General features: G+C 66.0%; 19 protein-coding genes. 13 read left to right on the top strand and 6 right to left on the bottom strand.

The genetic code is table 11. The features are described from left to right. The first annotated feature begins 48 nt into the window (after window positions 1–48). The 6 genes from C8C98_RS09935 to C8C98_RS09960 all read left to right on the top strand — a co-directional run bounded on the left by C8C98_RS09935 (window position 49) and on the right by C8C98_RS09960 (window position 6,902). Complete coding sequence (locus C8C98_RS09935) at window positions 49–2,496, top strand: adenosylcobalamin-dependent ribonucleoside-diphosphate reductase (protein WP_121454122.1); 2,448 nt, start codon at window positions 49–51, stop codon at window positions 2,494–2,496. Continuing rightward, window positions 2,493–3,839, top strand: coding sequence for an NnrS family protein (locus C8C98_RS09940; RefSeq protein WP_121454123.1), 1,347 nt, complete (start codon window positions 2,493–2,495; stop codon window positions 3,837–3,839). The genes C8C98_RS09935 and C8C98_RS09940 overlap by 4 nt, the downstream gene beginning before the upstream one ends. Window positions 3,840–3,862: 23 nt before the next feature. Then, window positions 3,863–4,627, top strand: coding sequence for a nitroreductase family protein (locus tag C8C98_RS09945; protein ID WP_121454124.1), 765 nt, complete (start codon window positions 3,863–3,865; stop codon window positions 4,625–4,627). Window positions 4,628–4,656: 29 nt separating this feature from the next. Next, window positions 4,657–5,070, top strand: a complete 414-nt coding sequence (locus tag C8C98_RS09950) for a ribonucleotide reductase subunit alpha (RefSeq protein WP_121454125.1) — start codon at window positions 4,657–4,659, stop codon at window positions 5,068–5,070. 8 nt (window positions 5,071–5,078) lie between these two features. Further along, window positions 5,079–5,624 (top strand): hemerythrin domain-containing protein, encoded by a 546-nt coding sequence (locus C8C98_RS09955; RefSeq protein WP_121454126.1) that lies wholly within the window; start codon window positions 5,079–5,081, stop codon window positions 5,622–5,624. A 195-nt stretch (window positions 5,625–5,819) separates the two neighbouring features. Then, entirely contained in the window at window positions 5,820–6,902 is a 1,083-nt protein-coding gene (locus C8C98_RS09960; RefSeq protein ID WP_121454127.1) for an AbrB family transcriptional regulator, read from the top strand. Between the two features lie 36 nt (window positions 6,903–6,938). Here C8C98_RS09960 and C8C98_RS09965 read toward each other — a convergent pair whose 3' ends face one another. The 3 genes from C8C98_RS09965 to C8C98_RS09975 form a co-directional block, all read right to left on the bottom strand. Continuing rightward, window positions 6,939–7,235, bottom strand: a complete 297-nt coding sequence (locus C8C98_RS09965; RefSeq protein WP_121454128.1) for a DUF3567 domain-containing protein — start codon at window positions 7,233–7,235, stop codon at window positions 6,939–6,941. A gap of 187 nt (window positions 7,236–7,422) precedes the next feature. Beyond that, a complete protein-coding gene (locus C8C98_RS09970) occupies window positions 7,423–8,625 on the bottom strand; it encodes a DUF3108 domain-containing protein (protein ID WP_121454129.1) in 1,203 nt (400 codons plus the stop codon). A 37-nt stretch (window positions 8,626–8,662) separates the two neighbouring features. After that, on the bottom strand, window positions 8,663–9,445 hold the full coding sequence (locus C8C98_RS09975; protein ID WP_121454130.1) for an IclR family transcriptional regulator: 783 nt from the start codon (window positions 9,443–9,445) through the stop codon (window positions 8,663–8,665). Window positions 9,446–9,571: 126 nt separating this feature from the next. Between C8C98_RS09975 and C8C98_RS09980 the strand changes: the two genes are divergently transcribed. Then, window positions 9,572–10,585, top strand: a complete 1,014-nt coding sequence (locus tag C8C98_RS09980) for a fumarylacetoacetate hydrolase family protein (protein WP_121454131.1) — start codon at window positions 9,572–9,574, stop codon at window positions 10,583–10,585. A 113-nt stretch (window positions 10,586–10,698) separates the two neighbouring features. Further along, window positions 10,699–11,685 carry a tripartite tricarboxylate transporter substrate binding protein gene (locus C8C98_RS09985; RefSeq protein WP_121454132.1) on the top strand — a complete coding sequence of 329 codons (987 nt, stop codon included), beginning with the start codon at window positions 10,699–10,701 and terminating at the stop codon, window positions 11,683–11,685. 672 nt (window positions 11,686–12,357) lie between these two features. Here C8C98_RS09985 and C8C98_RS21780 read toward each other — a convergent pair. Continuing rightward, window positions 12,358–12,552, bottom strand: a complete 195-nt coding sequence (locus tag C8C98_RS21780; protein WP_158600157.1) for a hypothetical protein — start codon at window positions 12,550–12,552, stop codon at window positions 12,358–12,360. Between the two features lie 29 nt (window positions 12,553–12,581). On the opposite strand from C8C98_RS21780, the gene C8C98_RS09990 reads away from it, so the two are divergent. Both C8C98_RS09990 and C8C98_RS09995 read left to right on the top strand, forming a co-directional pair. After that, on the top strand, window positions 12,582–14,111 hold the full coding sequence (locus C8C98_RS09990; RefSeq protein ID WP_158600158.1) for a M66 family metalloprotease: 1,530 nt from the start codon (window positions 12,582–12,584) through the stop codon (window positions 14,109–14,111). Window positions 14,112–14,342: 231 nt separating this feature from the next. Beyond that, a complete protein-coding gene (locus C8C98_RS09995) occupies window positions 14,343–15,506 on the top strand; it encodes an iron-containing alcohol dehydrogenase (RefSeq protein ID WP_121454134.1) in 1,164 nt (387 codons plus the stop codon). Window positions 15,507–15,600: 94 nt separating this feature from the next. Here C8C98_RS09995 and C8C98_RS10000 read toward each other — a convergent pair whose 3' ends face one another. Next, window positions 15,601–17,682, bottom strand: coding sequence for a molybdopterin-dependent oxidoreductase (locus C8C98_RS10000; protein WP_121454135.1), 2,082 nt, complete (start codon window positions 17,680–17,682; stop codon window positions 15,601–15,603). Between the two features lie 134 nt (window positions 17,683–17,816). On the opposite strand from C8C98_RS10000, the gene C8C98_RS10005 reads away from it, so the two are divergent. After that, window positions 17,817–18,965, top strand: coding sequence for an ABC transporter substrate-binding protein (locus C8C98_RS10005; RefSeq protein WP_121454136.1), 1,149 nt, complete (start codon window positions 17,817–17,819; stop codon window positions 18,963–18,965). An 83-nt stretch (window positions 18,966–19,048) separates the two neighbouring features. Here the strand turns inward: C8C98_RS10005 and argE are convergent, their stop codons facing one another. Further along, window positions 19,049–20,206 carry an acetylornithine deacetylase gene (argE, locus tag C8C98_RS10010; RefSeq protein ID WP_121454137.1) on the bottom strand — a complete coding sequence of 386 codons (1,158 nt, stop codon included), beginning with the start codon at window positions 20,204–20,206 and terminating at the stop codon, window positions 19,049–19,051. 140 nt (window positions 20,207–20,346) lie between these two features. Between argE and C8C98_RS10015 the strand changes: the two genes are divergently transcribed. Continuing rightward, the gene (locus C8C98_RS10015; protein WP_121454138.1) at window positions 20,347–21,555 is read left to right on the top strand and encodes a M20 aminoacylase family protein; all 1,209 of its coding nucleotides are present in this window, start codon (window positions 20,347–20,349) and stop codon (window positions 21,553–21,555) included. 170 nt (window positions 21,556–21,725) lie between these two features. Then, complete coding sequence (locus tag C8C98_RS10020; protein ID WP_121454139.1) at window positions 21,726–22,826, top strand: M14 family metallopeptidase; 1,101 nt, start codon at window positions 21,726–21,728, stop codon at window positions 22,824–22,826. Window positions 22,827–23,020 lie beyond the last annotated feature (194 nt).

Genomic DNA, 23,020 nt, shown 5'->3' on the forward strand with positions numbered 1-23,020 from the left:
GACGGAGCGCAAGACCGCCAACAAGGTAACCCTGAATCATTCCGAGCCATGAAGCGCGAAACACCCCCCTCCATTCCCTCCCCTCTGTCTGCGTTGCAACCCATCAGCCTGGATGTGTTGCGCGAGAAATACCTCAAGCCCGGCGAGACCGGTGTGGAAGACCTGTACCGCCGCGTGGCGCGTGCGCTGGCCTCGGTCGAGGCCCCCGAGTTGCGCGAAAAGTACGAGGCTCTGTTCCTCGCCAATCTGCATGCCGGCGCCATCGGCGCAGGCCGCATCATGAGTGCGGCGGGCACCGATATCCAGGCCACGCTCATCAACTGCTTTGTGCAGCCCGTGGGCGACTGCATCCAGGGCGTGGACGATGAAGGCTATCCCGGCATTTACGAAGCCCTGCGCGAAGCCGCAGAAACCATGCGCCGTGGTGGTGGCGTGGGTTATGACTTCTCTCGCATCCGCCCACGGGGTGCGGAAGTCAAGGGCACGCACTCCATGGCGTCTGGCCCCTGCAGCTACATCAATGTGTTCGACCAGTCGTGCTCGACGGTCGAGAGTGCAGGCTCGCGGCGCGGTGCACAGATGGGCGTGCTGCGCATCGACCACCCCGACGTGAAGGAGTTCATCACGGCCAAGCGCACGCCGGGCCGCTGGAACAATTTCAATGTATCGGTGGGCGTGTCGGACGCGTTCATCGAGGCCGTGCAGGCCAACGCCCCCTGGGCGCTGGTGCACAAGGCCCGCCCCGGCGTAGCCCTGCAAGCGCAGGGCGCACACCAGCGCGCCGATGGCCTGTGGGTCTACACCACCGTGCCTGCGCGCGAGTTGTGGGACACGATCATGAAATCGGCCTACGACTTTGCCGAGCCGGGCATCCTGTTTTTGGGCCGCATCAACGAAGACAACAACCTGCACTACTGCGAAGAGATCGCAGCGACGAATCCTTGTGGCGAGCAACCATTGCCCTCCTACGGTTGCTGCGACCTCGGGCCCATCATCCTCACGCGCTTTGTGCGCCACCCGTTTGGACGTGGCGGTGTGGCGGCGTTTGATTTTGAGTCGTTTGAGCAGGCCGTGGCGCTGCAGGTGCGGGCGCTCGACAACGTGCTGGACGTGACGTTTTGGCCCTTGCCGCAGCAGCGCGATGAGGCCATGGCCAAGCGCCGCATTGGCGTGGGCTTTACCGGCATGGGCAATACCCTGGCCATGCTGTGCCAGCGCTACGACGCGCCCGAGGGCCGTGCCCTGGCGGCCCGCATTGCCGAGCGCATGCGGGACGCGGCGTACGAGGCCTCGGTGGCACTGGCGCAAGAGAAGGGCGCTTTCCCCCAATTCAATGCCGAGGGCTATCTGGCCTCGGGCACCTTTGCCAGCCGCTTGCCTGCGGCCTTGCAAAAGAGCATTCGCAAGCACGGCATCCGTAACAGCCATTTGCTGTCCATCGCGCCCACGGGCACGGTGAGCTTGGCGTTTGCCGACAACGCATCGAACGGCATCGAGCCGCCGTTCTCGTGGATGTACAAGCGCAAGAAGCGCGAGGCCGATGGCAGCACCAGCGAATACGCGGTGGAAGACCACGCCTGGCGCCTGTACCGCGATGGCGGTGGAGATGTGAACGCGCTCCCCGACTACTTCGTGTCGGCCCTGGCCATGTCCGCGCAGGACCACATCGCCATGATGGAAGCGGTGCAGCCGTTTGTGGACACGGCCATTTCCAAGACCGTGAACATCCCGGCGGACTACCCTTACGAGGACTTCAAGGACCTGTACCTGCAGGCCTGGCGCGCGCGGCTCAAGGGCTTGGCCACCTACCGGCCCAACGCCATCTTGGGCTCGGTGCTGGAGGTGACGACCCCTGCGCCAGCCCCCGTTGCGGCACCCGCGCCAGCAGCGGTGTCCGCCCCGCCGGTCGACCCTATGCGCACGGTGATTGAGAGCCGCCCCAAGGGCGGGCTCTCGGCCGTGGCCGAAAAGGTGGAGTACTGGACGCAAGAGGGCCACAAGACGCTGTACATCATCGTGTCCTTCCTGCCCGTGCCCACGGGCGTGGGCAGCGGAACAGTAGACCGCGCCATCGAGTTCTTCATGCCCGTGGGCCAAAGCGGCGAATCGCAGCAGTGGATCACCTCCAGCATGCGGCTGTTGTCGCTGGCTGCGCGTGGCGGTTTTCTGGAGCGGGCTTTGTCCGACATGCGCAAGGTCGCGTGGGACCGAGGCCCTGTGCGCCTGGGCACCCACCAGCGTGCGGACGGCGCCATGGTGCCTATGTGGCATGACTCGGAAGTGGCTGCCATTGCCTTTGCGGTGCAAAACATCCTGGCGCGCCGCGTGGCCGAGCCGCAGCAGCAGTCGCTGCCGCTGGACGAGCCCGAGGCCCCCCTGGGCATGCCCCCCGCCATGGCAGGCAAAAAATGCAGCGAGTGCGGCGCCCATGCCGTGATCCGCAAGGACGGCTGCGACTACTGCACGCAATGCGGTCACCTGGGGAGCTGTGGATGAACAACCCCCGCCCCACCATTGCGCTGAAAGTGGCTTCGGGCAAGCCATCGCCTGAGGTGCTGGCCCAGCTCGACAAGCGCTGGCGCTGGCAGTACCTCATGCTGGCGCCGCACCGGCTCAGCTTCTTTTTGGCGATGGTGGTGCTGGTGGCTTCGGCGGTTTGGTGGCTGGCAGTGCAGGTCGACCGCGCCACCGGCTGGTGGGGGCTGGGGTACGCGCAGGCCCTGGCCTTGTCGCCCACGCTGGTGCATGCCACGGTGATGGTGCTGGGCTTCATTCCGTTGTACTTTGCGGGCTTTCTCTTCACGGCAGGCCCCAAGTGGCTGGGGGTAGACCCCTTGCCCGTGTCTGCCTTGCGCACCGTGTTGTTTTTGCAGGCGGGTGGGTGGCTGCTGTGGCTGGCGGGGGCGCACCTGGGGGCCCCTTTGGCCTTGGCAGGGCTGCTGCTGGCCTGTGTGGGGCTGGGCTGGATGACGGCGCAGTTCTGGGGCCGTGTGCGCCTGAGCCAGGCTGAAGACCAACTGCACGCCCGCGCCATCGCCACGGCCTGCGTGGTGGGTACCCTGAGTGCGGCTGGGGTGGCACTCGCGATGGTGTGGCAGGCGCATGCGTTGGCCCGTGCTTGCGTGTTCACCGCGCTGTGGGGCTTTGTGGTGGTGGTCTACGTCACGGTGGCGCACCGCATGATTCCGTTTTTCACCTCCAGCGCCATGCCCATGGTGCAGGCGTGGCGCCCCTTCTGGGTGCTGTGGCTCATGCTGGCGGCGGCGGCCATGCAGGTGCTGGCGGCCTGGCTGGAGTTTGCCGGGGTGTCGGCCAGCGCCGCAGGCCCGGCGTGGGCCCTGGTGCACGGCGGCTTGCAGGTGGCCGTGGGCTGCGTGCTGGTTTGGCTGGCCTGGGTGTGGGGGCTGGTGCAAAGCCTCAAGAACAAGTTGCTGGCCATGCTGCACATTGGCTTTTTGTGGCTGGGCGTGGCGTTTGTCCTGGGCGGCGCGGCGCAGTGGCTGGCGGTGGCTGGGGGCCTGGGCGGCCTTGGGCTTGGGGCGTTGCATGCGCTGTCCATGGGGTGCCTGGCATCGCTCATGCTGGCCATGGTCACACGGGTGTCTTGCGGCCACAGTGGCCGCGCGCTGGTGGCTGATCGCATCGCGTGGTCGCTGTTTTGGTTGTTGCAGGCGGCCACGCTGCTGCGCATAGGGGGCACGGTGCCCGGCCTGCCTGGCGTGTGGTTGCCCTGGGTGCTGCTGGCCAGTGCCTGCACCTGGGCGGCCACCATGGGGGCCTGGGGTGTGCGGCTGGCGCGCTGGTATGGGCGCCTGCGTCCCGATGGCCGCCCTGGCTGAAATGATGTAGCGGAGGATCTTGCATGTCTGTCATCCCTTGGCCCCTCAAACCGATGCCGCCCCAAACGCCGTCTGGGCGCGCACTGGGTGGTGCACGTGGCGGTGCCGTTGCATCCGCATCTATAGCCCCTGCAGACCGCAGTGGGCGAGGCCCCGCCGCGCCCGAGGCTGCTGCAGGCCCGGACGACACGGCCGCGATGGCCGCTGCGCTGATCCAGTCGCGGCAAACCATCTTGCCCAAGCGCCTGGGCGCGCCTGGCCCCAACGTGGTGGAGTTGGCCGCGATTTTGGAGGCCGCAGCCCACGCGCCTGACCATGGGCAACTGCAGCCCTGGCGCTTTGTGCTGGTGCCCGACACCGCCCGCACCCTACTGGCCGACGTGTTTGCTTTGGCATTGCAGGAGCGCGACGCAGAGGCCACGCCCGAACAAATCGAACAGGCCCGCGAAAAGGCCTACCGCTCGCCTGTGCTGCTGCTGGCGGTGGTGGACGCTGCGCGTGGCGACGCCGACATCGACCTGGCCGAGCGCCTGGTGTCGGCTGGCTGTGCCATCCAGAACATGCTGCTCATGGCCACTGCGCAGGGGTTTGGCTCGGCGCTCACCAGCGGCAAGGCGCTCAAGGCGGCCAGCCTGCGCGCGCTGTTCCGCTTAGGGTGCGATGAGCAGGCCCTGTGCTTTGTGAGCATCGGCACCGTGGTCTCGCGCAAGGCCGCCCGCGTGCGGCCCGCAGCCAGCAGCTATGTGAGCACGCTCGATGAGCACCGGGGTATCCTGCCCGGGTTTTGATGTGACCGACGGATTTTGAAGAGACCCCCATGAATATTGCCTCCTTTGACGACTTGCTGGTGGCTGCGCGCCAGCAGCCCGAGCCCCAGCGCCTGCTGTTTGTGTTTGCCGGTGTGGAGCTGCCAGACGACGCCACCGAAGCCCAGCGCGCCCGCTTTGAACAAGGGCAGGGCGGGGCCCTGGTGCCGCTGATGTGCGTGGACAAGACCCCGCAAGAGCTGCCCTCGTTCGCCGCCTTGGTCGCCGAGGCACAGCAGTTCACGGCGCCGGGGCACGATTGGGTCATGGTGTTTGCGGCCGCCATGTCCGGCACGCTGAACCAGGCGCCCACCAGCGCCGATGCCGAGGCCCCCCTGCAGCGCATGGTCGATGCCATCAAGCGCGGCGCCATGGATGGGTTCATCCCCTTCGACCGCCAGGGCCAGCCTGTGCGCTTGGGCTAGGGGCTGGTATGGCAACGTCTGCAGGCCTGCCCGGTTTCAACACCCCCGCCGTGGGGTTTGAACAACCCTTTGCGATGCTGGAGGCTTGCCACGAGCGCGTGGAGCGCACGCTGACCCTGTTGCAGCGGCTGCGCGCGTATGTGCGCGAGCAAGCCGCTGACGAAGCTGCCCGCCAGGCCGCGCGCGATGTGCTGCGTTACTTTGACATCGCTGCGCCCCTGCACCACCAGGACGAGGAGCTGCATGTGTTCCCGCTGCTGCTGGCGCAGGGCGCGCCTTCGGTCGTGGCGTTGGTGCAGCAACTGCAGCACGACCACGTCCGCATGGCCGCCGACTGGGCTGCTGCCCGGGGTGCGCTGCAGGCCCTGGCCGATGGGGCTGCCGCAGGCTTGGGGTCCGAGGACGAGGCCCGGATCGACCAGTTCGCCCAGCGCTACCAGCAGCACATCCAGGCCGAAGAGGGCACCGCCTACCCCTGTGCCCAGGCCTTGCTGGCCCAGGGCGACCTGCATGCCATGGGCTTGGAGATGGCCGCCCGCCGCCGCGTGGGTTGATGCTATTGAATGTATAGCTGCTAGCGCTTATTGGGTAAGCGCTAGGGGTGGATTTGATTGTGAATTGGTGTGCGCATTGCAGCGCAGGCCGTACCGCATGGCGATGGCAGCCCTGACGGGTGGGCATTCCCTCCAGGCCCATGGCGGACTGGGTGGGCGCGATACTCGACGGGCTCTTTGGCCCCCGTCGTGTCCATGTCTGTTCGATTTTTTCTCCACACCCTGTTGACCCTGCTGCTGGCCTGGGCCGCAGCCGCCACCTGCGTGGCCCTGCACACCCCGCTGCCGTGGATGCTGGGGCCGCTGGTGGTCACCTCGCTGCTGTCCATTGGCGGCGCCCCCACCGAAAGCTGGGGCCCGCTGCGCAATGCCGGGCAGTGGACCATTGGCGCCACGCTGGGCCTGTACTTCACGCCTGAGGTCACTGCCCTGGTAGGCAGCCTGTGGTGGGCCATTGTCCTGGGCATTGGGTGGGCGCTGCTGCTGGGCTGGGGCTTTGGTGCCTGGTTGTACCGGCTGCATGCACCACGCATGCACGGTGTGCCCGCGCCCATGCTGCGCGCCACCAGCTACTTTGCCGGGGCCATCGGCGCTGCATCAGAGATGACGCTGCTAGCCGAGCGCGAAAACGCCCGCACCGACCTGGTCGCGGCAAGCCATAGCCTGCGGCTGCTCATCGTCACCCTCACCATTCCGTTGGCCCTGCAGTGGAGTGGATTGCATGGCCTGGATGTGCTGGCGCCCCCGGTGCGCGTGGTGGATTGGCAGGGGCTGGTGCTGCTGGGCGCCCTCACTGGCGCTGGCGCGCTGCTGATGGACCGGCTGGGCCGCGCCAACCCCTGGTTCATGGGCGCCATGCTGGTCTCCATGGGGCTCACCATGGCCAGCATCACCTTGTCGGCCGTGCCGCAAGGCCTGGTCAATGCGGCGCAGCTGGTGATTGGGGTGAGCCTGGGCGTGCGGTTTCGGGCCGATTTCTTGCGCGCCGCCCCGCGCTGGCTGGCCACGGTGGCGGTCGGTACGCTGGGGTTGATGGCCGTGTGCGCCGCCTTTGCCGCTCTGCTGGCCTGGGGCACGGGCCTGCCCTGGGCCACGATGGTGCTGGGCGCCTCACCCGGCGGCATTGCCGAAATGTCGATCACCGCCAAGGTGCTGCAACTCGGCGTGCCAGTGGTCACGGCCTTCCAGGTGTGCCGATTGATGGCGGTGTTGATGCTGGTGGCGCCGCTGTACCGGCGGATCTACCCGCCAGAAGCGTCAGCAGGCGCAGCGGAGTGAAGGCAGGCGAGCCGCCCGGACTGGGCGCTACGCCGCTCAGTGCACGATCACCGGGTTCTGCGCCAGCCCGGCGTAGCGGTCCAGCGCGTCTTCCACTTCTTCCTGTGTAGGGGTGTCGCGCTGCCAGGCCAGGATTTGCTCCTGGAACATTTCGGCCCAGGAGCCGTCCAGGTACACCTCTTTGCCCGAGCGTTTGTCCACGATCTCAAAGCCGTGGCGGGACAGTTGGGGTTTGGGGGGCGCGGTGTCGTTGAGCGCCTGGGTCGATTTCTCCACGGCGTCAGGCAGCATGTGGACCACCACAAAGGATTCAGAGTCGTAGAGCATTTGCATGGTGTTCCCCCAGTCGATACAAAAGACAGATGACAGCGGGTGAGCAGAGTTCAAGGGCAGCACCCCTGAAACGGCATTCGCAGGCTCGCAACCAGTATTCCATGAATCGGCATGGCATTCAGGCTGGAGATGATTTTTTGCTGCCCCGCTGCGCTTTTGCGCAACAGGGTTGGTTGTACTCGCCCGTTCAGGGCGGGCCGCTGGCGCGCAGGCGCAGGTCGGCAAAGTCGCCGTTGGCCTGGGTGATCTTGATGCGCACGGGCAGGTAGCCCATGCTGGGGGCCAGCCACAGCTCGGCTTTCTGGTCGTAGTCGCGCCGGGGCAGGCGCTGCAGCTTGAGGGTGGGCAGGGTGCCTGCGGGCAGGGTCAGGGTTTCAGGGGCTTCCACGGTGAAGGTCCAGCGGTCAGCGCTGGTGGCGCTCACGGTGGTCAGCGTCAGCTGGGTGCCGGGCACAAAGCGCTCGGGCGTGGCGGCCAGCAGGCCCGCGAGCTGGATGAAGACGCTCAGGCGGTCCTGGGCGCCAGGGCCCACGGCGGCCTCTGGGGTGTTGGCGCTGAAGGTGACACGGCCCCGGGTGTAGTCGAAGTGGGCGGCGCGTTCGCTGCGGTTGCGGTCGCCAAAGCGCTCGGGTTGCAGGCCCTGGGGCGTGACCATGCCGGTGCTGCGCTGGGTGCGCGAGCCCACCAAAAACGCGCTGATCTCCTGGCGCGCCTCGTAGCGGGCGCCGTCGTGTTGCCACACCAGTTCTGCGCGGGCCTGGTAGTCAAATTTCTTGGCTTGCCCTGCCACGTCAAAGGCCAGTTTGACGGGCGCAGGCAAGCGCACGGGGGGCGCTGCGGTGCTCGCGCCATCGCCTGGCTGCCCGCCTGGTGGGGTGATGTCTACGCCGGAGCCTTCCGCACTGGCCTGGGCCGGGGGCGCGCTGGCTGCGGGCTGGGGGGTAGAGGCCGCAGGGGCGGCCATGTCCGGGGCGGCTGCGGAAGCTGGCGTGCCTGGGGCGTTTGCGCCACCAGCCCATAGCTCGGCCTCGGCGTTGGCTGCGGGTTCGGCCGCCGCAGGCCCGTCGGCAGCGGTGTCTGTGACCAGCGTGGCGTCAACAGGCTCGGGGGGCTGCCCCGAGGGCGTTGGAGCCTTTTGGGCTGGAGAGCGTTTGGGCGGAGCAGGGCGCGGCTTGGCCGCCTGGAGCGCCGCCGCAGGGGTTGCGGCCGGGCTGGCTTGGCTGGGTGGTGGCAGGGCCGCTGCTGGTGGGGGCGCGGCCACGCTGCGGGTGCTGAACACCTTGCCCGCAGGGGTGGTGGGGCCTTCCCACGCCAGGGGAATGCCGTGCAGCACCAGCCAGTGCAGTGCCAGCACCAGCGCCGTCAGGGCCAGCAGCGTGCGCCGTGGCATCAGCGCCTCAGGTGGCGGGGTTGTGGTGTCGTGGCCCTCATGCGCAGCCCGCGCCCAGGTCGGCAGACAACTGGGCTGCTGCGGCGCGCAGCGGCGCTTCCACCGCGCCGCCCCATTCGGGGTCAAACGTGGCGAGGGAGCCCAGCGTGGTGATGCCCAGCGCCAGGTGGCCATCGGCATCGAACACCGGGGCGCAGAAAGCGACGATGCCGGGCAGCAGCGTGTCGACCACCCGGGCCATGCCGCGCTCGCGCACCTCGGCCAGCATGGCCTGGGCCTCGGGCAGGGTGGCGGGCAGATCGGTGCGGCGCAGCTTGGCGGCTTGGGCTAGCTCGTGCTGCAGCAGCGGGGCCACGGCATCAGGCGGCATGTAGGCCGCGAAGCAGCGCCCAGTGGCGGACGACAGCAGTGGCATCACGTCGCCCAGGCGCAGGTTGGCGGTGACGGCCTGGGGCGATTCCTCCCAGTGGACGATGGTGGGGCCGTGGTTGCCCCACACGGCCAGGGCCAGGGTGTGCTCCATCGTCTCCATCCAGCTGGGCACCCGCTCGCGCGCCAGCCGCATCGCATCGAGCCGCGCAAGCGACGCCAGGCCCAGTTGGAGCGCGGCGGGGCCCAGGTCGTAGCGGGCGGTGCGGCTGTCTTGGGTGACCAGCCCCAAGCGCTGAAAGCTCACCAAGTAGCGGTGCGCTTTGGCCGCACTCATGCCTGCTGCGGCAGCCACGTCCTTGAGCATCAAAGGGCCGCGTGCGCGGGTCAGCCCCTCCAGCAGGGCAAATCCGACTTCTACCGACTGGATGCCTGCACGTTCTTTGTCCATGTGCACTAGAATTTGCGAGTTTTGTTTAGTTAAATCAATTTACCAAATCGTAATTTCGCTAGGAAATACGAATGTCGAAATCCGGTTTGGTGCCCATCTACTTTGAGAGACAAAGGTCCTGCCACCATGAAACTCGCTACGTACAAAGACGGCTCGCGCGACGGCCAACTGGTTGTGGTCTCCCGTGATCTGGGCACGGCCCATTATGCGACCGGCATTGCCAGCAAGCTGCAGCAGGTGCTGGACGACTGGGGCTTCCTCTCGCCCCAGCTGCAAGACCTGTACGACCAGCTCAACAGCGGCCGCGCGCGCCATGCCTTCCCGTTTGACCCGGCCCAGTGCATGGCTCCGCTGCCCCGCGCCTACCAGTGGGCCGATGGCTCGGCCTACATCAACCACGTCGAACTGGTGCGAAAAGCGCGCAACTCCGAAGTGCCGGAGAGTTTTTACACCGACCCGCTCATGTACCAGGGCGGCAGCGACGACTTCATTGGTCCCTGCGACCCGGTGGTGGTGCCCAGCGAAGCCATGGGCATCGACTTTGAGGCGGAAATCGCCGTCGTCACCGGTGATGTGAAGATGGGCGCCACGCCCGAGCAGGCGCTCGATGGGATCCGCCTGGTGATGATTGCCAACGACGTGAGCCTGCGCAACCTGATTCCTGCCGAGCTGGCCAAGGGCTTTGGCTTCTTCCAGAGCAAGCCCGCCACCGCGTTTGGCCCCGTGGCCGTGACGCTGGACGAACTGGGTGACGCCTGGGACAAGGGCCGCTTGAACCTCACCGTGCAGTCCACCTGGAACGGCCGCAAGGTCGGCATGTGCGATGCAGGCCCCGAGATGACCTTCCACTTCGGCCAGCTCATCGCCCACATTGCCAAGACGCGCAACGTGCGCGCGGGCTCCATCGTGGGCAGCGGCACCGTCAGCAACAAGGGTGTGGAGCAAAAAGGCCGCATGGAATGGCCTAAGGGCTATAGCTGCATTGCCGAAAAGCGCTGCATCGAGACCATCCAGGACGGCAAGCCCAGCACCGACTTCATGAAGTTTGGCGACACCATCCGCATCGAAGTCAAGGGCAAGGACGGCTCCAGCATTTTTGGCGCCATCGACCAAGAGATTGCGTCGCCCGAAGCGGTTTGACCCCACCCCCGGGGATGAGCAGCACAACGCCCTGGATATAGATAAAAAATGGCGCTAGCGCTTTCTGGATAAGCGCTGGAAGCTATCAAAAATAAAGCAAACGGAGACAAGCCATGCAACGCAGAACCCTTCTTTCAGCCCTTCCCGCACTGGCCGCCACAGGCGCAGCCCTCTCTGCCCCCTGGGCGCACGCCCAGGCCGCCTGGCCCGACCAGCCTTTGCGCTGGGTGGTGCCGTACCCCGCAGGTGGCGGCACCGACGTGCTGGCGCGCACCGTGGCCGAGGCCATGCGCCAGACGCTGGGCCAGCAGATCGTGGTGGACAACCGCCCCGGCGCGTCCACCAACATCGGCGCGCAGATGGTGTCCACGGCCAAGCCCGACGGCAACACCTTCATGTCGGCCGACAACGCCGTGCTGGCTTTCAATGAGCACCTCTTTACCAAACTGCCGTTCAACCCTGAAAAAGATTTCACCTACGTGGGCGGCATCAGCCGCTTCCCGCTGGCGCTGGTGGTGAACCCCGCGTTCGAAGCCAAGACGGTGAAGGAATTTCTGGCCTACGCACGCGCCAACCCTGGCAAGCTCAACTACGCATCGCCTGGCAACGGCTCGCCACACCACCTGGCGATGGAGATGTTCAAGCACCGCACCAAGACCTTCCTCACGCACATCCCCTACCGTGGCGCCGCGCCTGCGCTGCAGGACGTGATAGGCGGCCAGGTGCCCTGCATGTTTCTGGACCTGGCGGCCGGCCTGCCCGTTATCGCCTCGGGCAAAGTGCGGGCGCTGGCCATCGGCTCGGCCCAACGGGTGGCAGCCCTGCCGGACGTGCCCACGCTGGCCGAAGCCGGTGTCCCCAATACGGAAGTGTTTGCCTTCCAGGGCCTGCTGGGCCCCGCTGGCCTGCCTGCTGCTATCACGGCCCGCCTCAATGCCGATTTGAACAAAGCCCTGTCCAACCCCGCCGTGGTCAAACGCATGCAGGACTTTGGCATGGAAGCCCTGCCTGGCACGCCCGAGCAGTTCCGCGCCATGGCGCGGGCCGAGTCCAAGCGTTGGGGCGAAATCATCAAGGCGGCAGGCGTGCGCCTGGACTGACTTCTCGCGCAGCCTGCGCTGTCCGCTCCCCTGTACTGTGGGCACTGCCGTGCAGCAAACCATTCGCAAACATTCGCGAATGGCTGCATGTAACAGATGCTTACCGGCATTTGCATGCCGTTAGCTAAAATTTGGGACTCGGCAAAGAGCCTGTTCAGCCTCAGAGAAGGGTTGAACAGGCTCTTTGCATTTTTCACCGCATAAAGCGGGCTGTTGCAGAGTGTTTGACCGGTGTTCGAGCGCAACAGGCCCCAGTTCACGACGAGAGAGGGAAAACCATGGTTTCAAAGCCCGTTGCCATTCGGGAAGGTGTTGTTGCGCCCGCCGCTATTGCCCAAGGCGCCCAGGTGCCTGAGGGGCAGGTGTGGGTACCCCGGGCCACCACGGCGAGCCGTGCCAGCTTGCGGGCCATCGCCGCCTTCACCACCCTGGTGGCGCTGACCGCCTGCGGCGGCGGCAACGACGATGGCAGCACGGTCGCGACACCCGAGCCCCCAACGGTAGTCCCCACCACTCCGGCGCCGACCCCTGTGGCCGAGCCAAATCCTGTGCCGACCCCGGTTCCTGCGCCGGTGCCAACACCGGTCCCGGCTCCGGCTCCCACGCCAACTCCGGCTCCCGCGCCAACGCCAACGCCAACGCCAACGCCAACGCCAACGCCAACGCCAACGCCTACTCCGGCCCCCGCACCGACTCCTGTGCCAACCCCCGCTCCGGCTCCAGCTCCCGCGCCGACCCCAGCGCCTGCACCTGCACCTGCACCTGCACCTGCACCTGCACCCACGCCAGCCCCAGCACCTTCGCCAACGCCCGCACCTTCGCCAACGCCCGCACCGGCCCCAGCGCCTGCACCCACATCCTCCGCACGCATTGCCAGCGTCGAACTGGCGCAATCCATGGTCTACCCGGTCACGGATGCCGAACTGGTGCTGGTCAAGAACAAGAACGTTCTGCTGCTGGCCAAGGTCACCACCACCAACACTACAGAGGCCAAGCCCGCTGGTACCCTGCGTGTGGAAAACAGCAGTGGCCAGTTGCTGCAGACCATTGCGATGACGGCCCCCACCGGCGCGATCCCCTCCACGGCGCCCGCCTCGCCCAGCTTGACCACGGCGTACTCCGCCACCATTCCTGCCTCGCTGATCAACAGTGGCATCGTGCTGAAGGTCAGCCTGGCCAATGGCCAGACACCCACCACCGTCACGCCGCGCGTGGGGGCAGAAAATGCCATCACGCTCATGGCGGTGCCGGTCAAGATCGGGTCCACCACGGTCGATATGCCCACTGGTATGGCCGCCTATTTCCAGCCCAAGGTGCCCGTAGGCAAGGTGACGGAGCAAATCCACGCGACCTTTACTTCCACCGCAGTGCCTACCTTCCCGGCGAATGAGTCCGAGTGGTCCACCGCCATGGGCAAGATCCTGGGTGAGATGGCGGCCTTGCGCACCAGCGAGAGCGGCAGCAGCCGCACGTACTACTACGGCTTTCTGCCCAAAGTCACTTACGGCCAAGTGGGGCTGGGCTATGTGCCTGGCAATGCCGCAGTGGGGGTGGGCAAGTTTGCCAACAACAACATGGGCGTGGCGCTGGACACCATGGTCCATGAACTGGGCCACAACCTGAGCCTGAGTCACGCCCCCTGCGGCGTGACCAATGGCGACCCGCAGTACCCCTACGCAGGCGGCACCCTGGGCGGCAGCGGCCGCTACATCTGGGGCTACAACCTCAGTACGGCAACGTTCATTGACGCCACCGACACCAGCAAGCACGACGCCATGAGCTACTGTGGCGGCAGCAGCTTCTCGGACTACAGCTACCGCAAGATGCAAAAGCACCTGACCCCTGCGGACGCCCTGTATGTCACCGAGACCAAGGCGGCCGAGTTGCCGCAGGAGCTGCTGCTCATCAGCGGCCAGCTCGATGCCTCTGGCGTCAAGGTCAACCCGCTCAAGGCCTTCCAGGGCCTGCTGCAAGCGCCCGCGCCCGGCCCTTACACCCTGCGCATCACCACCACCACGGGCACAGTGCAATACCCGTTTGCCACCGACACGCTGGATCACCGCTCCGATCTGGCCTTGTTCAGCTTCTCGGTGCCCAACCCGGGGCAGGTGCTGTCTGTGTCCATCCTGCGCGGCGACCAGGTGCTGTACAGCAGCCAGGCCGTGGCCAAGAACGGCATCTACACCAAAGCCAGCGCGCCGCAGATGTCTGCCGTGGAGCAGGGCGGTGTGCTGACGGTGCAGTGGGATGCGCAGACCTACCCGTACCTCATGGTCACCCATGTGGGCGACAAGCGCTCTACCCTCATCGTGGACGCCAAGGGCGGCAAATTGCAATTGCCCATCCAGGGAGTGCCCGCCGGGGGGCGCTATGAGCTGAGCTTCTCGGATGGTCTGAACGCCATGCGCATCGAGCAAAAGCGCTGACGCAGCCAGACCGCGACGGCATTCCACCCAGGGGGCTTTTACGCCCCCTTTTTTGGGGCCGAAAGCGCCCGCCTCGGCGGACGCCCTGCGCATAGGCAGCACGCCAGGCAGGGTTGTCGCCAAGGTGGCGTGCCGCCGCTGCGCCGCAGCGTTAACCTTCGTGGCTGCAAACAAGCAGGCGCCGCAGGTTTGTCTCTGCAGGCTCGCCTCCCCACACCAAGGAACCCACGCATGCTCAACTTCGACTTCCACAACCCCACCCGCATCGCCTTTGGCCAGGGCCGCATTGCCGACCTGGACAAACTGGTGCCCGCTGCCGCCAAGGTGCTGATCCTGGTGGGTGGTGCCAGTGCCGAGAAGACCGGCACCCTGGCCGAGGTGCGCACTGCGCTGGGCGGCCGTCAGCACGCCACTTTCACCGGCATCGAGCCCAACCCCAGCTACGAAACATCGATGAACGCCGTGGCGCAGATCCGCGAAGGCGGGTTTGACTTCTTGCTGGCCGTGGGTGGCGGCTCGGTCATCGATGCCACCAAGTTCATCGCTGCGGCGGTGCTGTTCGAGGGCGGCGACCCCTGGGCGATTCTGGAAAAGTTTGGCCGCAACGTGCAGCGCGCGCTGCCGTTTGGTGCTGTGCTCACCCTGCCCGCTACGGGCTCGGAGATGAACAACGGCAGCGTCATCACCCACCGCGCCAAGGGCGCCAAGCTGCCCTTCAGCAGCGAGCACACTTACCCCGTCTTCTCGGTGCTGGACCCCACCAAGACCTACACCCTGCCACCCCAGCAACTGGCCAATGGCGTGGTCGACGCCTTTGTGCACACGGTGGAGCAGTACCTGACCTACCCCGTGAACGCCCCCGTGCAAGACCGCTTTGCCGAAGGCATCCTGCACACGCTGATCGAGGTGGGGCCGCGCCTGCTCACCGCCCCCGAGCCCGTGTACGACGACCGCGCCAACCTGATGTGGGCCGCCACCATGGCCCTCAACGGCCTGATCGGCGCGGGCGTGCCGCAAGACTGGGCCACGCACATGATCGGCCACGAGCTGACGGCGCTGCACGGCATTGACCACGCCCGCACCCTCGCCATCGTGCTGCCTGCACTCTTGAACGAACGCCGTGGCCCGAAGCGCGCCAAGCTGTTGCAGTACGCAGAGCGCGTGTGGGGCCTCACCACCGGCAGCGAAGACGAGCGCATCACCGCTGCCATCGAGCGCACCCGTGATTTCTTCGAAAGCATGGGCATCCGCACCCGCCTGTCGGGCTACGGCCTGGGGGCGGAAGTGATCGAGAAAGTGATTGCCCAGCTCGAAGCCCACGGCATGGTCAAGCTGGGCGAGCAGCGCGAGATCACGCCTGCGGTGAGCCGCCGGATTCTGGAGGCTGCGCTGTAAGCGCATTCACTGCGGTTTGTAAGTAAAAATAGCCTCCAGCGCTCAATATATAAGCGCTGGAGGCTATTGTTTTTGTAGCGAATAAACGCTTGTGTCAGGAGGTTGCCGTGCCTGCGGCCTCTACCTCCACCAAGCAGTCATAAAACGTGGGCGCGCGGCCCAGGTCGGTCAGGGCCTGGCTGGTCAGCTCGTTCACGTTGGTGCCGTTCAGCCCCAGCTTGCGCCACCAGATGCCCAGGCCGTTGACCACGCCCGGGCGGGCGCGGGTGGACACTTCGGCGTGGCATTGGTAACTGCCCCGGTCGTTGAATACGCGCACGGTGCTGCCGTCGGCAATGCCCCGCGCGGCGGCGTCGTCGGGGTGCATTTCCAGCAGCGGGCGGCCTTCGATGGTGCGCAGGCTTTTGACGTTGACGAAAGTGGAGTTGAGGAAGTTGCGCGCAGGCGGCGAGATCATGGCCAGCGGGTAGCGGGCGCTGGTGCCCGCCAACTCGTGGTTGGGCAGGTGGTCGGGCAGACCGTCCAGCCCCTGCGCAGCCAGCCGGGCGCTGAAGAATTCGCATTGGCCAGAGGGTGTGGGAAAGCCGCCCTCGGCAAACGGGGCGTCTGGCCCCGCCAGGGTGGCAAAGCCCTGCGATTCCAGCAGCGCGTAGTCCAGCGCATTGCCAAAGGCTTGGCGGCACAGGGCCTCGTCGCTGTCGGCAAAGCAGGGGTCGGTCAGGCCCATGCGGGCAGCCAGGTCACGGAAGATCTGCGCGTTGCTGCGCGCCTCGCCCACCGGGGCGATGGCGGGGCGGTTGAGCATCACATCGGTGTGGCCGTAGGCCAGGTGCACATCCCAGTGCTCAAGCTGCGTGGTGGCGGGCAGGATGTAGTCGGCGTAGTCGGCCGTGTCGGTGTGAAAGTGCTCTAGCACCACGGTGAACAGGTCTTCGCGCGCAAATCCCTGCACCACTTTGCCCGACTCGGGTGCCACGGCCACGGGGTTGCTGTTGTAGACGACCACGGCTTCGACTTGGGGGCCGAAGGGGGGCGAGGCCTCGCGCAGCAGGTCGTCGCCAATGGTGGACATGTTGATGGTGCGCGGCGTGCGCCCGGTCAGCAGGTCCGGCCGGTGTAACGCCGCCCGCTGCACCGGAAACTGCCCTGAGCTGGACAGCAACATGCCGCCCGCACGGTGCCGCCACGCGCCGACAAGCGCTGGCAGGCACGCCACAGCGCGCACCGCATTGCCGCCGCCGCGCACGCGCTGCATGCCGTAGTTCAGGCGGATGGCGGCGGGCGCTGTGGTGCCGTAGTCCTTGGCGAGCTGGCGGATTTGCTCGGCTGGGATACCGCAGACTTCGGCCGCACGCTCTGGCGGCCATTGCAGTGCGCGCTCGCGCAGCTGGTCCCAGCCCAGCGTGTGTTGGGCGATGTAGTCGTGGTCCAGCCAGTCGTTGGCAATCAGCTCGTGCATCAGCGCCAGCGCCAGCGCCGCGTCGGTGCCGGGGCGCAGGGCGATGTGCTCGTGGCACTTGTCGGCGGTTTCGCTCTTGCGCGGGTCAATGCACACCAGCTTGGCGCCGTTGCGCTTGGCCTGCTGGGCGTAGCGCCAGAAGTGCAGGTTGCTGCCAATCGAGTTGCTGCCCCAGATGAGGATGAGCTTGGATTCGGCAAAGAACTCCACCTTCATGCCCACCTTGCCGCCCAGCGTTTGCACCAGCCCTTCGCCGCCCGCCGATGCGCAGATGGTGCGGTCCAGCAGCGAGGCGCCCAGGTGGTGGAAGAAGCGGCGGTCCATGCTCTCGCCCTGCACCAAACCCATCGTGCCTGCGTAGCTGTAGGGCAGGATGGCCTCGGGCGCGCGCGCGGCAATGGTGGACAGGCGCTGGGCAATGTCAGCCAGTGCCTCGTCCCAGGTCACGGGCGTGAATTGGCCGCTCCCCTTGGGGCCGCTGCGCTTGAGCGGCGTGAGGATGCGCTCCGGGTGGTAAGTGCGTTCGGTGTACTTGCTCACCTTGGCGCACAGCACGCCATCGGTGTGCGGGTGATCGGGGTTGCCTTGCACGCGGGTGGCCACGCCGTTGTCCACCGTGGTGATCAGGCCACAGGTGTCGGGGCAGTCGTGCGGGCAGGCGCCACGAATGCTCAATACCGACGATGGTGTGGGGTTTACGCTAATAGATGCGGACATTTTTTCGTGGTCACCTGAGAATTCGAATGTAATGAATTGTGTTCCGATGCATGAGGGGCTGATCCGCGTCGTGGGCGCAGGCCCGTGCAGCGGTTATACGTTCCCCACCAACCAAAACCAACCTCGAACCTACTATGAAGCCATTTGTTTTAAATCGCAGGCAATTTTCCGTGGGTGTGGGCGCTGCTGCCGTGGGTGGTTTTGGACTGGCCCGTGCGCAGAGCGAGGGGCGCATCGTGTTGGGGCAATCGGCCCCGTTCTCCGGCCCCGCAGCGCAATTGGGCATCCAGTTCAACCAGGGCGCCAAGCTGTTTTTTGACCAGCTTAACGCCGCTGGAGGCGTCGGCAAGCGCACGGTGGAAATCCGCACCCTGGACGATGGCTATGAGCCCGATCGCTGCGCTGAAAACACCCGCAAGCTGATCGCCGACGACGTATTTGCCCTGTTTGGCTATGTGGGCACGCCCACCAGCATGGCGGCGCTGCCCTTGTTCACCCAGGCCAAGCTGCCGTTCTTTGCGCCGTTCACGGGGGCTGAATCGCTGCGCCAGCCGTTCAACCGCCTCGTGTTCCACGTGCGGGCTTCGTATTACGACGAAACTGCGCTCATCGTGCGCCAGCTGGTCAACCTGGGGCTCAAGAAGATTGCAGTCTTCCACCAAAACGATGCCTATGGCAAAGCCGGGCTGGATGGCGTGAACAAGGCGCTGACCGAGCAAAAGCTGGCCCTGGTGGCCGCTGCCACGGTGGAACGTAATTCGGTCGATGTTGCCGCAGCCGTGGAAAAACTGGTGGCTGCCAAGCCCGATGCCGTGGTCCAAATCGCAGCCTATGGTGCCAGCGCCGCCTTTGTGCGTGCAGCGCGCAAGGCCGGTTTTGGCGGCACGTTCTATAACGTGTCGTTTGTGGGCACGCAGGCCCTGGCCGATGAGCTGGGCAAAGACGGTGCCGGGGTCGTGGTGTCGCAGGTCGTGCCCTCGCCTTACCAGCCCTCGCGCCAGATCACGCGCGAGTTTCTGGAGGCCATCAAAAAAGGCAGCGACAAGGTGCAGGCCAACTATTCCAGCATGGAGGGCTTTGTGGCGGCGCGCATCTTCACCGAGGGGCTGCGCCAGGCCCAGGGCAGCGGCAAGATCACCCGCGACAGCCTGATTTCCGGCCTGGAGGGCCTCGGCACCCAGGTCATCTCGGGCTACCCGGTGTCGTTTGGCCCCAACGACCACTCCGCGTCGCATTTTGTGGAGATGTCCATGCTCACCGGGGATGGTCGGGTGCGAACCTGAACCTGCGGATTCAACCCGCGAAGAAAATAGCCCGGCGCGCAAGCCCCGGGCTATTTTGTGGGCTGTAGGTGGGGGTGGTCGGTTCAGTCCAAAGACGTGGTCTGGGCCAGCCCCTGCAAAAACGCCTCGCAGCGTGCCAACTGCTCCAGGCTCACAAACTCGTCGGGCTGGTGGGCCTGCTGGATGCTGCCGGGGCCGCACACCACGGTGGGGATGCCCGCGTTTTTGAACAGCCCGGCTTCGGTGCCAAATGCCACCAGCGTGGTGCTGCGCTCACCACTGAGCTGCTGGGCCAGGCGGGTGACGGGATCGTCCTTGCTGCCCAGAAAGCTGGGGATTTCGCAAATGGTTTCAAAGCCGAAGCCTGCGTCGGGGGCGACTTTTTTCATCGCGGGCTCCAGCGACTTGGCATAGGCCAGCACCTCGGCCTGCATTTGCGCCGCGTTGGCGGTGGGCAGGTCGCGAAATTCGTAGCGGAACTCGGCGTCGCGTGGCACCACGTTGTCGGCAATGCCGCCGTGGAACTGGCCCACGCTGGCGGTAGAAAAGGGCACATCAAAGCCCTCGAAGCGGGGCTCGTGCTGCTCAAACCCCTCGGCCATGTCGCGCACGCGGCCCACCACGCGGGCGGCCATTTCAATGGCGTTGACGGAGCTTGGGGTCAGCGACGAGTGCGCTTCCTTGCCGCGCACGCAGCACTTGTAGCGGTACACCCCCTTGTGCGCAATGGCAGGCACCATGAGCGTGGGCTCACCCACAATGCAGGCCAGGGGCTTGATGTTCGCGTCGCGCAAGTCGGCAATCAGCTCTTTGACGCCAAAGCAACCCACCTCCTCGTCGTAGCTGAACGCAAAGTGCACCGCGAAGGGGGCCTTGCTGTTCAAGAAGTCCTCTGCATGTGCCAGCGCCAGGGCAATGAAGGCTTTCATGTCGGCACTGCCGCGGCCGTAGAGCTTGCCGTCCTGCACCAGTGCACTCAAGGGATCCATGCTCCAGTGCTGCCCCGTCCAGGGCACGGTGTCGGTGTGGCCCGACAGGATGATGCCGCTGGGCCTCCCCTCACCCAGCGTGGCAAATAAATTCGCCTTGGTCCTGTCGGCGTTGTAGGTAAGGCGGCTTGCCACCCCCAGCCGGGCCAAGGTGTCTCGCACAAAGTGGATCAGCTCCAGGTTGGAGTTGTGGCTGACGGTGTTCATGCGCACCAGGGTTTGCGCAAGTTCGAGGGCTTGGGGGGAGAGCATGGGTTCTCGCTTTGAGCAGGTTGTGATGGCGGACGGGGATGACCGAAATACCCGTCTCGCAACAGGTGGTCTGCCACAGGGGTGATGGCATGGGTGTTGCTGGCGGGCTAGACTGTGCCATCGTAAGGATACATACCATCATGAACGTTATCGACTCCATCGTCACCCAGGCCGCTGGTATTGCTGCCGTGCGCCGGGATATTCATGCCCACCCCGAGCTGTGCTTTGAAGAGGTCCGCACCGCCGATGTGGTGGCAGGCAAGCTCACCGAATGGGGCATTCCCGTGCACCGGGGGCTGGGCAAGACCGGCGTGGTGGGTATCGTGCAAGGCCGTGATGGCGGGGCCTGCGGCCATGCCATTGGCCTGCGGGCCGACATGGACGCGCTGCCCATGCAGGAGTTCAACACCTTCGCCCATGCCAGCCGGCACGCGGGCAAGATGCACGCCTGTGGCCACGACGGCCACACCGCCATGCTGCTGGCGGCCGCCCAGCACCTGGCCCAGCACCGCGATTTTGACGGCACCGTGTACCTCATCTTCCAGCCCGCAGAAGAGGGCGGTGGCGGTGCCCGCGTGATGATTGAAGACGGCCTGTTCGAGAAGTTTCCCATGCAGGCCGTGTACGGCATGCACAACTGGCCAGGCATGCCCGCAGGCACCATGGCCGCCAGCGCCGGGCCGGTGATGGCGTCCACCAGCGAGTTCAAGATCACCGTGCGCGGCAAGGGCGGCCACGCCGCCATGCCCCACATGGGGGTGGACCCGGTGCCCATCGCCTGCCAGATGGTGCAGGCCTTCCAGACCATCATCAGCCGCAACAAGAAGCCGGTGGATGCGGGCGTGATTTCGGTCACCATGATCCACACCGGGGAGGCCACCAACGTGGTGCCCGACAGCTGCGAGATGCAAGGCACGGTGCGCACCTTCTCGTTCGAGGTGCTCGACCTCATCGAAAAGCGCATGCGCCAGGTGGCAGAGCACACCTGCGCTGCGCACGACGCGGTGTGCGACTTTGAATTTGTGCGCAACTACCCGCCCACCATCAACACCCCAGCCGAGGCGCAGTTTGCCCGCCAGGTCATGGCCCGTATCGTGGGCGAAGCCAACGCGCTGGACCAGGAGCCCAGCATGGGCGCGGAAGACTTTGCCTACATGCTGCAGGCCAAGCCGGGGGCCTACCTCTTCATTGCCAACGGCGATGGCAGCCACCGCGAGATGGGCCACGGCGGTGGCCCCTGCACGCTGCACAACCCCAGCTACGACTTCAATGACGACCTGATCCCCCTGGGGGCCACCTTTTGGGCGCGCCTGGCGCAGGAGTGGCTGGCCGCAGCCAAGCCGGGTTGATCTGCGGGGGCTGGCGGGGCGCACCCGGTGGCAGACCGGCCTGCGCCGCGCACCCACTCCCCTTTTTCGCCTCTGTGCCTGCAAGCCCGATACACCCCTTTCACCCCTGTCATCGTCCTGGCCCACAGGGCGCGTAGCCTTCCTTTCTCACTCCTGAAAGAAACCCCTCCATGATCGGTATCTCCCAAGCGTTCTCGCCCACGTACGCGGTGGCCCGCAAGCAGTTTCTGGAAGCCGCTGCGGCGGCTGGGCTGTCTGTGGAGTCGCACACCCACCCCCTGGCGGGGCGCGAGGGCGAGGTGCTGGCCATGGACGTGGCGCTGGACGGCCCCGCAGATGCCAAGCAACTGCTCATCGTGAGCAGCGCTTGCCACGGCGTGGAGGGCTACTGCGGCAGCGGCGTGCAGGTGTTTGCCCTGCACGATGCCGAATGGCGCGCCAAGGCCCGCGATGCCGGGGTGGCTGTGCTCTACATCCACGCGCTCAACCCCTACGGCTTCTCGCACATCCGCCGTGCCACGCACGAGAACGTGGACCTGAACCGTAACTTCCACACCTTCCAGGCGAGCCTGCCCGAGAACACCGCCTACCGCGAAGTCGCGCCTTTGCTGCTGCCCGATGTGTGGCCGCCCAATGCCGCCAATGTGCAGGCAGTGCAGGCCTTTTTGGCAGAGCGTGGTGAGGCTGCCTGGCAGTCCGCCATCACGCGCGGCCAGCACGAGTTTGCACAGGGGCTGTTCTATGGCGGCACCGCGCCCACCTGGAGCAACCAGACCCTGCGCCAGGTGCTGCGCGAGCACGGCACCCGTGCGCAGCGCCTGGCTTGGATCGATCTGCACACGGGCCTGGGCCCCAGCGGCCTGGGCGAGCGCATCTACGCAGGCAAAGACGACGCCGCCGCCGTGCAGCGTGCGCGCCAGTGGTGGGATGGCGGCGGTGCCACACCCGTCACCTCCATCTACGACGGCTCGTCCACCTCGGCCTTCCTCACGGGGCTGATGTGGACCGCCATCTACGACGAATGCCCGCAGGCCGAATACACCGGCATTGCGATGGAATACGGCACCGTGCCAATCACCGAAGTCATCCAGGCCCTGCGGGCCGAGCACTGGCTGAACGTCCACCCCGAAGCCCCGTCCGAGCTGGCCGCGCAGATCAAGGCCCAGATGCTGGCGGCCTTCTACACCGACACTGACGCATGGAAGGGCCAGATCATCAGCCAGGCGCGGCAGTCGCTGTTCCAGGCGGTGGACGGGTTGGCCAGGGTTTGAGGGAAATAGGCTGCTAGCGCTTGATATATAAGCGCTGGCAGCTATTGAATTGATAGCTGCAGATCTCTGCGGCAATTCGATGAAAGCGCGGGGCGGTGGCCGCATGCGGGCTGCGCAGTGTCGTCTTGGCGTCGCTCGCCCATTGGCGATGTACGCGCTGGGCGCTGGCAGGCCGTAAGATCGTTGCGGCCTGT

The sequence above is a fragment of the Acidovorax sp. 106 genome, assembly GCF_003663825.1.
GTDB lineage: Bacteria > Pseudomonadota > Gammaproteobacteria > Burkholderiales > Burkholderiaceae_C > Acidovorax.

What these genes read in the sequence shown, in the direction of transcription:
- C8C98_RS09935 (WP_121454122.1), top strand. Translation starts at nt 49, where the DNA reads ATGAAGCGCGAAACACCCCCCTCCATTCCCTCCCCTCTGTCTGCGTTG.
- C8C98_RS10005 (WP_121454136.1), top strand. Translation starts at nt 17,817, where the DNA reads ATGAAGCCATTTGTTTTAAATCGCAGGCAATTTTCCGTGGGTGTGGGC.
- C8C98_RS10020 (WP_121454139.1), top strand. Translation starts at nt 21,726, where the DNA reads ATGATCGGTATCTCCCAAGCGTTCTCGCCCACGTACGCGGTGGCCCGC.
- C8C98_RS09950 (WP_121454125.1), top strand. Translation starts at nt 4,657, where the DNA reads ATGAATATTGCCTCCTTTGACGACTTGCTGGTGGCTGCGCGCCAGCAG.
- C8C98_RS10015 (WP_121454138.1), top strand. Translation starts at nt 20,347, where the DNA reads ATGAACGTTATCGACTCCATCGTCACCCAGGCCGCTGGTATTGCTGCC.
- C8C98_RS09940 (WP_121454123.1), top strand. Translation starts at nt 2,493, where the DNA reads ATGAACAACCCCCGCCCCACCATTGCGCTGAAAGTGGCTTCGGGCAAG.
- C8C98_RS09955 (WP_121454126.1), top strand. Translation starts at nt 5,079, where the DNA reads ATGGCAACGTCTGCAGGCCTGCCCGGTTTCAACACCCCCGCCGTGGGG.
- C8C98_RS09965 (WP_121454128.1), bottom strand. Translation starts at nt 7,235, where the DNA reads ATGCAAATGCTCTACGACTCTGAATCCTTTGTGGTGGTCCACATGCTG.
- C8C98_RS09945 (WP_121454124.1), top strand. Translation starts at nt 3,863, where the DNA reads ATGTCTGTCATCCCTTGGCCCCTCAAACCGATGCCGCCCCAAACGCCG.
- argE (WP_121454137.1), bottom strand. Translation starts at nt 20,206, where the DNA reads ATGCTCTCCCCCCAAGCCCTCGAACTTGCGCAAACCCTGGTGCGCATG.
- C8C98_RS09980 (WP_121454131.1), top strand. Translation starts at nt 9,572, where the DNA reads ATGAAACTCGCTACGTACAAAGACGGCTCGCGCGACGGCCAACTGGTT.
- C8C98_RS09995 (WP_121454134.1), top strand. Translation starts at nt 14,343, where the DNA reads ATGCTCAACTTCGACTTCCACAACCCCACCCGCATCGCCTTTGGCCAG.
- C8C98_RS09975 (WP_121454130.1), bottom strand. Translation starts at nt 9,445, where the DNA reads ATGGACAAAGAACGTGCAGGCATCCAGTCGGTAGAAGTCGGATTTGCC.
- C8C98_RS09970 (WP_121454129.1), bottom strand. Translation starts at nt 8,625, where the DNA reads ATGCCACGGCGCACGCTGCTGGCCCTGACGGCGCTGGTGCTGGCACTG.
- C8C98_RS09990 (WP_158600158.1), top strand. Translation starts at nt 12,582, where the DNA reads ATGGTCTACCCGGTCACGGATGCCGAACTGGTGCTGGTCAAGAACAAG.
- C8C98_RS09960 (WP_121454127.1), top strand. Translation starts at nt 5,820, where the DNA reads ATGTCTGTTCGATTTTTTCTCCACACCCTGTTGACCCTGCTGCTGGCC.
- C8C98_RS10000 (WP_121454135.1), bottom strand. Translation starts at nt 17,682, where the DNA reads ATGTCCGCATCTATTAGCGTAAACCCCACACCATCGTCGGTATTGAGC.
- C8C98_RS09985 (WP_121454132.1), top strand. Translation starts at nt 10,699, where the DNA reads ATGCAACGCAGAACCCTTCTTTCAGCCCTTCCCGCACTGGCCGCCACA.